This window comes from Hymenobacter sp. H14-R3 (assembly GCF_030063445.1).
GTDB lineage: Bacteria > Bacteroidota > Bacteroidia > Cytophagales > Hymenobacteraceae > Hymenobacter.
The window spans coordinates 42,182-49,746 of record NZ_JASITD010000030.1; the positions used below are offsets into that span (position 1 = coordinate 42,182).

Here is a 7,565-nt window from a genome sequence, read left to right on the forward strand (position 1 = left end):
CTCATGCTACCTCGTTCAGTCAGCCGGTCGTTTTGGTGAATATACTGGCAGACATGACCGCTGTACATCAACGTATGGCTGGTTCCCCGGCGGTATAGCAGGGAGCTCAGGAAGTAGGGCGCGAGGCGGGGTGGCTCAGGAAGGCCAGTTACTGGTAGTTGGTTAGCGAACGAATACTGAGCGCTACATGTACGTACATTGTACGTACATTTGCTTCATGAACACGCGCCTGATTCGGGTCGGCAATTCCCAGGGAATTGTACTGCCCAAGAAGTTACTGCAACAGTACCACCTCGCTGGCGAGGTTGACCTACAGCCCACGCCGGAGGGCCTGCTTATCAAGCAAGTGGAGAAGCCCCGCCGCCAAGGCTGGGACGAGCGCTTTCAGCACGCGATTGCGCAGGGCCAGGCCCCGGAGAGCGAGCTGCTGGAGGGATTCTCGCAGGAGGCCTTTGAGGAAACGGAATGGCAGTGGTAGCCGCGCAGCGCTTCGAGGTGTGGCTCATTAACCTCGACCCGACCCAAGGCAGCGAAATCAACAAAACCCGCCCCTGCGTGGTGCTCTCCCCCGACGAGATGAATCGCCACCTGCGCACGGTGACCATTGCCGCCCTGACCAGCACCCGGCGCGACTACCCCTCCCGGGTAGACTGCACTTTTCAGGGCAAGGAAGGCCAGGTAGCATTGGACCATATCCGCTCGGTGGACAAGACCCGCTTGGTGCGCCGCTTAGGCACCCTGTCTAAAGCCACGGCGCAAGCAGTATGTGAGCGGCTGCAGGAGCTTTTTCAGTATTAAAATCAGCTGGGCAATTCGTGAAGCAGGCAGGTCGTCTAGTTACGCTGGATGGGTGAAGACCTTACTTGCAGCACTTGCACCCCGAAAGGTGCCCCTTGAGGGGCTCAGAAAGTGCCTCTCGGGGCGAATGGCTCCGAAAGTCCACAGCGGGTGCGTATTCGGCTCACGTTAGGGGTTGGGTAAGTGAAAAGGACGCGTCCGAAAGGTGCACCTTCTTGGTCCCACCGCCGCCCAGGGGGAGCGTAAACTAGGCGGCGTCAGGCGACCAGCAACCAACCGCTCGTTTGACCTTTGTACCAAACTTTTAACCAAGGTCATACTTCGTTCGCTGCCGGCTACCGGCTGGTTTTGCTGCTCCCATGACAAGGGAAAGTTACTTTCCCCGTGTCCATTTGTACCCGACCGCCTCACTGTTCCCCGCCCTGGCCGCTAAGCTGCCACTTGCCGAATGCAAGCCGCGCTTGGCGCGGCTAGGTAGCATAGTCGCCATAGTTTTCCTGCTCTTCCCACTGTTCAGTCGTCTTAACCGGGCAGCTGGGCTGGGGGGGCCTGCCACTGCCCCTCGTAGTAATAGCCGCTGGCGGGATTCTCAGCGCTGGCTAACTCGGTAAAGAAGTTAGCCCGGTAGCGGCCCGTGGCTTCTACCACAAACTCTACCTTTTCCCAGTTCGGGTGGCCACCTTTCTTCTTCAACCGGCGCAGTTCCTCCACTGCCAGCAGAGCCGGCCAGCTGTAGGGCAGGTGCAGCGCATCGTCCGCTTCTTCCGTGGGGCTGCGGTAGGCGGCGTGGTGCTCAATATAGCCGATGCCCGCCTCGCGTAGGCTCAGCGTGGCCGTGACCCATTGCTCGGGAATGAGGGCGAGCACGGCCCGCACCAGGTTGTCATACAAGGCTGGGCTGCGGCGCTCGGCCTGGGCCTGCTCGAAGGCATTGAGGGCCGCCGCCCGCTGGGGCCGGGCTAGTGCGCTGGTCTGCTCGAGGTGGTCGAGCACATCCTGCGCGTCCTGGTGCCAGAGAAAGTCAAGCTCGTAGGCCCCGCTGGGCAGCAGGGCAAACCAGAGAAAGTTCCATCGGTTGTGCCCCCCCTCCGTCGTAATGCGATAAATATCTGTTACCGCATCAGTTACTTGATATTTAAGTTGTTTATCACGGATGGAAAATACTTTTAGCAAATCCGAATCGTCCGCGTACTTGCCATTGCCACTGTTCGATATAACACCATCCTGCCTGCCAATTAGCATATAAGCTTTGTCCCATTCTTCGGGAATGTTGTCAGCCATCGCCTGGGCAATGGTTTGGTAGTGACTTAAAATATTAGCTGTCATAGTAAAAGGCAGTAAGGTTACTGAGGAAATGATTCGTTTTCTTCCTCCCCGTTAATCCAATAGTCAACCTCTAGTGAATGAGGCCGCAAGGATTCGCCGGCCGGGGAGCTACCCGTCGCGTTGGGGTAGCGCACGGTCTGCTCCACGTATACGTCGCTGGGGGGCGTGCTGCCCAGCTCCTTGGCCCAGTTGTTTTCCATGGCAAACCAGTTCTCGGCCTGCCGCCGCCGCTGGTTCTGGTCCATGTGCTGGGACACGTAGTTAATCTGCTCCCCCGCCCCGTCAAACTGGGCTCCGCGCAGGTGCCCCCCGTCGTCGAGAAACTCGCGCATTTCCAGCCAGCTGCGCGTATCAGGCACAAAGGCTGGGTTGAGCGGACCGGGTAATTCCTTGGTGCGGGCCAGTTGGCTGCGCGAGTCGGCCACGAAGGCCAGGTTGGGCTGGCCAGCTAGTTTTTTGGTGCGGGCCAGCTGGCTGCGCGGGTCGGCCACGAAGGCCGGGTTGGGCTGGCCGGGCAGCCGCTTGGGCTTTGCCAGCTCGCTCCGCTCGTCGGGCTGGTAAGCCGGGTTTTCTAGGCCGTCCTTGCGGCGTGGGGCAGCGGTCTGCTCGGCTTCGTTGCGCTCGTGCTTGTGGAGGGTCAGCACGCCCCGCAGCTTGACCACGCGCCCCTGCCCGTCGGTTTGGTAGAGGGTCTGGCCCACCAGGTACTTCGCGTCAGCTTCGAGCGGCACCTTATTGAGTTCCGCGTTCCAGCCCGTGGTGCTGTCGCCGGGGGGGCACACCAGCACCTTGCCCGTGGGCGGCCCCAGCGCGGGGCTGGCCGCAAAGCCCGCCCCGCCGCCCAGCGAGGCCGTGCCCTGCCCGGCGCTGCCGAGCTCAATCTTGCCCCCAAAGGTGCAGAACGAGTACGAAGAAGTCAGCAGCAACCGGCGCCCCAGCGACATAAACCCCGCGTGAGTGCCCTGCCAGGGCGTGGGAAACGGCACGCAGGGCACGGGCGTACCCGCCGCGGCGGCCGTCAGAATCTTGCAGGGCGAGAGAAAGGGCGGGACGTTGAAGACGGGGATGAAATCGAGTTCCGTGCCTACGAAACGCCCGTCAATCCGGTGGGCCGGGTTGACGCAGTTGAACACGCTGGGTACGGGCAACTGGGTTTGGTTGCATTTCAACTCCGCGAGTTGGGCGATAAAGTGGTCTCCTTGGGCCATGGCGCTAGTGCTTAGCTGTGTGGTCCCGGAAAGTCATGGATTGGGTCTCGTATAAAGATACCGGGATTTTCAGCCTATTCCGCCCTTATAAATTCGCCTGGTGTCTGGCCGCGCAATCTTTTCAGTCGTTTACCCTGATTGTAAGCCTGTAAAAAGGTCTGTAAGTGCGTGTTGAGGTCGGCCACCGTCTCATAGTGATAGCACTTGACCGTGGCCTCTTTTAAGGTGCGGTTCATGCGCTCAACCTGGCCGTTGGTCCAGGGGTGGGCCACCTGGGTGCATCGGTGCTCGATGCCGTATGCCAGACACACGGCATCGAAGAGGTGGGGCTCTGCGCGCTGGCGATGAGGCAGCTGGGTAAATTGCACCCCATTGTCTGTCAGCATTTTATTGATAGTGTAGGGTACCGCCGCGATGACCCGCCGCCAGAAGTCAGCGGCGCGCACGGCGGTGGCCTCGGGGTGCAGTTCGGCAAAAACCAGTTTGCTGGTGCGGTCAATGGCCACAAATACATAATGCTGGCCATCCCCGATTAACACCTGGGCAAAATCCACGTGAAAGTAACCGATGGGATACGGTTTGAACCTGCCCTTCTTGGCCCCAGTCAGCGTTTCGGCGACCGGCCGGCGACTGATATCGTGGCGTTGAAACAGGCGATGCAAGGCCGAGCGGGAGAGGTGCGGAATCGTTTGCTGTAAGGCGTACAGACAGTCATCGAGCGGCAACAAGGTATGCTGGCGAAAGGCTACGGCAGCGGCCTCCTCCAGCGGAGTTAAGACACTGGAAACCTGGATAGTAGGCCCCATCGGCGCGTCCTGGGTCGTGGCGCGGCTCCGCCACTTGGCCACCGTTTTGGGGTCTACTCCGTGGCGGGCAGCGAGGATGGCGAGGCTTTCCGAACTGGTCTGGATGGCTCGACGAACGGCCGGAGTCGTACGGGCGCTGCCGTGAAGTACTTGTTCCATAAATTTGCACGAAATTCAGAATCCAAATCTACACCACGACTTTTCGGGACTATACATCTAGCCTGGGCGTCGGCTAGGTCGGCAAAAACGGGCCGCTCGCGTAGTTCGAGCACCTCCGTTTTAAGACGTGACCATAAGCTTTTAGCTTGGGCATTGTCGTAGCAATCGCCGCGGCGGCTCTGCGCGCGCACGGCTTGGTGGTCGTGGAGCAACTGCCGGTAGGCGTTGCCGCAGTACTGCCCACCCCGGTCGGAGTGGACGAGCAAGCCAGGGGTAGGGGGTTGCGCCCAAAAAGCGCGCTGCAAGGCCCTGGTAATGAGCTCTTCTGGCATCGAAGCTCCCACCTGCCAGCCCAGTACCTGCTTGCTGGCCATATCCTGGTACGCGCACCGGTACACCCAGTCACCGTTGGCCAGCGGCAAATACGTAATGTCACTGACCCAGACCCGGTTGGCCTGGGTGGGCTTGGGCTGGTCAAGCAGCCGGTTCGGCGCGCAGCGCAGGCCGTGGGTGGAGTCGGTGGTGCGCGGGGTGTAGGCCGTGGGTTGCAGCGCGTGCAGGGCCCGTCGACGCATAGCCGCGCGTAGGCGCTGGCGGCCCACCCGGTAGCCTTTCTGGCGCAGGGCCACCCGCAGCCGGCGGGTGCCATAGCGGCGTTTGTGGTGCGCGAAGACCTGGACCAATGCCGCTTCCCAGGCGGGTGGCTCCTGGTTTACTACCTGCCGTTGAGCTTGTTGCCAGACATAATAGCCGCTGGCCGGCACGCCCAGCCCCTAGCAGAGCAGGCGCACGGGGTACTGGGCGCGTTGCACCTCGATGAAGCGGTAACGACTCATTGGCTGTCGGTCACGGAAAAGAGGGCGATGGCTTTTTTTAACATGTCCAACTCCTGGGCCTGCCGCCGATTGGCGGCCGCAGCTGCCGCAATTCGGCCGCCGTGGCTGGGTCCAGCGCCGCCTCACGGGCGGCCGCCACCGGGGTAAGCGCTTGCTACTGCCACTTATAGATGCGCTTGGGGTCGATGTTCAAGGCGCGCGCGGCGGCTTGAGTCGAGCGGCTTTCACCGGCCAGGCGCAGGGCTTCGGCCCGGAAGGCGGCATCGTAACGCCGACGTTTGGTAGGTGGGGGACTGTCTTTCATGAAGTTGGAAAGTTAAGGCCCTACTCTGTCCAGATTTACCCGACCACCTCGACCTGAACGACACCACGCAGGCTAATTACTGCTTTCTGGTGCCGATGGAGTATGTATTCGAGGATTTTCTACGTGGCTTTATAGAGGAAGTGCTAGGGGAAGAGTACGAGGTAGAATACCAGAAGACGGGCTGGCTAACTGACGAAAAGGCTTTTCAGCTACGCCATGACTTATTTCTAACCCACCGCACTACCAAGTACGCTCTGGTGGCGGATGCCAAGTACAAGCTGCGGGACGAGGAGGAAACGAATAAAAAGGCGGGAGTTGCGCAGAGCGACATGTACCAGTTAGTTAGCTATGCACTGCGCAGTGGCTGCGCAACGGGCTTGCTGCTTTACCCGGCTCAAGACCAGATGGCGGTGCTGGCCCCCATTAAGTTTACCGTTAGCTCGTGCTTTATGCTGGGGGGCCTATTCATGTGTGGGCTAGCAGCCTGCCACTGACTTTGCGAGCAGACGAAGACTTTGCGAGCCTGAAACAGCGGTTGTACGAGTCATTGCACCATGTCTTTACGAGCGTGGAGACTAGTTGAGAAGCTACATGCTCGGCGCTTACCCCTGGTGCAGCGTAACCAATTAGCCAGGAGGTGGCTTAGGACCAACCGGAATATGTATCGGAATCGTAGCAGATATTACAAAGTTATAACACTGGTTAATAATACGTTGTGATACGGAATAGTATTCGGAATACTTCTCGTACTATTGTACATGAAAAACTCCGAAGGACTATACCGGGACCCGGCTGCCATAGCCCCGTTGAAGCCTAGTGAGTTACCGATGGAACTGCGGGAATTGGCCTTGGCTATTGTGGAAGCAGCGGCGCGGTTGGGCGGGTCGCTGCACCCAATAACGGCGCGGGCGATTGCTGACTTTCTGCGGCCGGCAAATAGCTATTACTCGAATTTGATAGAGGGACACGATACGCACCCGCTCAGCATAGCTCAGGCCTTGCGCAAGGAATACGCGCCGGACAGCCATAACCGCTCGCTACAACTGGAAGCCCTCGCGCACATTGCCGTGCACGGGCGACTACCCGAGTTGCTGGCCGCTGCCGGTACCAATCCTTATACAGAAAGCTTTTGGCGGGCGGTGCACCGCGCTTTCTATGCGCACCTACCCAAGGAGTTCCGCTGGGTAAAAACGCAAGAGGGCGAAGAACTGGAAGTGTTGCCCGGTGAGCTGCGAACGAGTGAAGTGCGGGTAGGGCGGCATGTGGCCCCTGCGGCGGCGGCATTGCCCGCGTTTATCGAGCGAATTGAATGGGGGTATCGACCGCAAGTCGAGTCCAACCGATTGGCGCGCATTGTAGCTATCGCCGCGGCGCACCACCGCTTGGCGTGGTTGCACCCTTTCCTAGACGGCAACGGACGAGTAATGCGGCTGTTTAGCGATGCAGCGTTTTTGACGGAAGGGCTGGATGCGGGCGGGCTCTGGTCGATGTCGCGGGGGCTAGCACGTAGCGAGCAGTCGTATAAACAAGCTCTGGCAGCGGCGGACGCGCAACGCCTGAACGACTACGACGGGCGGGGCAATTTGTCGGAGAAGCGATTGGTAGCCTTCTGCCAGTTTTTCCTACAAGTGGCGCTGGACCAGATAGGCTATATGACGCAGGTGCTAGCCATTGATGGGATACTGACCCGCCTGCGGAGCCTGGTGGACTTGCTGGTGTTGAAGCGCAAGTGGCGGCCGGAAGCTTACTATGTGCTGGAAGCAGTATTTCTGAAAGGCAGCGTGGGGCGGGGCGAAGTGATGCGGCTGACGGGCTTATCGGATAAGACAGCGAAGGCCCTGGCGGGTACGCTGCTGGAAACTGGGCTGCTAGCGACGGAGCCTGGGAATCGGTTTGCCCCGTACCGGGCGGCCTACCCGATTGCGTTTGCGCCGGTGCTGTTTCCCGACTTGTATCCGGCGGGCAAAGAAGTCGACATGCTCAACGTGAACTGAGCTACCGGCTACTGGTTGAAAAACATTAGATAGTCGGGTATAATTTAGCAAGTTTGATGCGAGCATCGGCCGTTTTGAATTGCCAGTTGCGGGGCTTGGGCCGCGCATTCTGGCGGTCTTGCCACTGTTCTACC

Annotated in this window: 8 protein-coding genes and 1 pseudogene; 4 read left to right on the forward strand and 5 right to left on the reverse strand. The window is 59.7% G+C overall.

The genetic code is table 11. The annotated features are described in order from the left end of the window. The first annotated feature begins 217 nt into the window (after positions 1-217). Positions 218-478, forward strand: coding sequence for an AbrB/MazE/SpoVT family DNA-binding domain-containing protein (locus tag QMK33_RS20330; RefSeq protein WP_283566462.1), 261 nt, complete (start codon positions 218-220; stop codon positions 476-478). Further along, positions 466-798, forward strand: coding sequence for a type II toxin-antitoxin system PemK/MazF family toxin (locus QMK33_RS20335; RefSeq protein ID WP_283566463.1), 333 nt, complete (start codon positions 466-468; stop codon positions 796-798). The genes QMK33_RS20330 and QMK33_RS20335 overlap by 13 nt, the downstream gene beginning before the upstream one ends. 522 nt (positions 799-1,320) lie before the next feature. Here the strand turns inward: QMK33_RS20335 and QMK33_RS20340 are convergent. The 5 genes and pseudogenes from QMK33_RS20340 to QMK33_RS20360 all read right to left on the reverse strand — a co-directional run bounded on the left by QMK33_RS20340 (position 1,321) and on the right by QMK33_RS20360 (position 5,437). After that, positions 1,321-2,124 (reverse strand): immunity protein YezG family protein, encoded by an 804-nt coding sequence (locus tag QMK33_RS20340; RefSeq protein WP_283566464.1) that lies wholly within the window; start codon positions 2,122-2,124, stop codon positions 1,321-1,323. 17 nt (positions 2,125-2,141) lie between these two features. After that, positions 2,142-3,332, reverse strand: a complete 1,191-nt coding sequence (locus QMK33_RS20345) for a DNA/RNA non-specific endonuclease (RefSeq protein ID WP_283566465.1) — start codon at positions 3,330-3,332, stop codon at positions 2,142-2,144. Positions 3,333-3,409: 77 nt separating this feature from the next. After that, positions 3,410-4,297: pseudogene (locus tag QMK33_RS20350) on the reverse strand (IS481 family transposase); the annotation flags it as partial. Beyond that, positions 4,192-5,061: an IS3 family transposase gene (locus tag QMK33_RS20355; protein WP_283566466.1), complete on the reverse strand. Its 870-nt coding sequence runs from the start codon at positions 5,059-5,061 to the stop codon at positions 4,192-4,194. The gene QMK33_RS20355 and the pseudogene QMK33_RS20350, both read right to left, overlap by 106 nt. Positions 5,062-5,287: 226 nt before the next feature. Then, positions 5,288-5,437 (reverse strand): transposase, encoded by a 150-nt coding sequence (locus tag QMK33_RS20360; RefSeq protein ID WP_283566467.1) that lies wholly within the window; start codon positions 5,435-5,437, stop codon positions 5,288-5,290. Positions 5,438-5,490: 53 nt separating this feature from the next. Here QMK33_RS20360 and QMK33_RS20365 point away from each other — a divergent pair, with 53 nt between their 5' ends. Both QMK33_RS20365 and QMK33_RS20370 read left to right on the forward strand, forming a co-directional pair. Beyond that, positions 5,491-5,931, forward strand: a complete 441-nt coding sequence (locus QMK33_RS20365) for a 5-methylcytosine restriction system specificity protein McrC (RefSeq protein WP_283566469.1) — start codon at positions 5,491-5,493, stop codon at positions 5,929-5,931. Positions 5,932-6,195: 264 nt separating this feature from the next. Next, positions 6,196-7,431, forward strand: a complete 1,236-nt coding sequence (locus QMK33_RS20370; protein ID WP_283566468.1) for a Fic family protein — start codon at positions 6,196-6,198, stop codon at positions 7,429-7,431. The last annotated feature ends 134 nt before the right edge of the window (positions 7,432-7,565 follow it).

What these genes read in the sequence shown, in the direction of transcription:
- QMK33_RS20330 (WP_283566462.1), top strand. Translation starts at nt 218, where the DNA reads ATGAACACGCGCCTGATTCGGGTCGGCAATTCCCAGGGAATTGTACTG.
- QMK33_RS20335 (WP_283566463.1), top strand. Translation starts at nt 466, where the DNA reads ATGGCAGTGGTAGCCGCGCAGCGCTTCGAGGTGTGGCTCATTAACCTC.
- QMK33_RS20340 (WP_283566464.1), bottom strand. Translation starts at nt 2,124, where the DNA reads ATGACAGCTAATATTTTAAGTCACTACCAAACCATTGCCCAGGCGATG.
- QMK33_RS20345 (WP_283566465.1), bottom strand. Translation starts at nt 3,332, where the DNA reads ATGGCCCAAGGAGACCACTTTATCGCCCAACTCGCGGAGTTGAAATGC.
- QMK33_RS20360 (WP_283566467.1), bottom strand. Translation starts at nt 5,437, where the DNA reads ATGAAAGACAGTCCCCCACCTACCAAACGTCGGCGTTACGATGCCGCC.
- QMK33_RS20370 (WP_283566468.1), top strand. Translation starts at nt 6,196, where the DNA reads ATGAAAAACTCCGAAGGACTATACCGGGACCCGGCTGCCATAGCCCCG.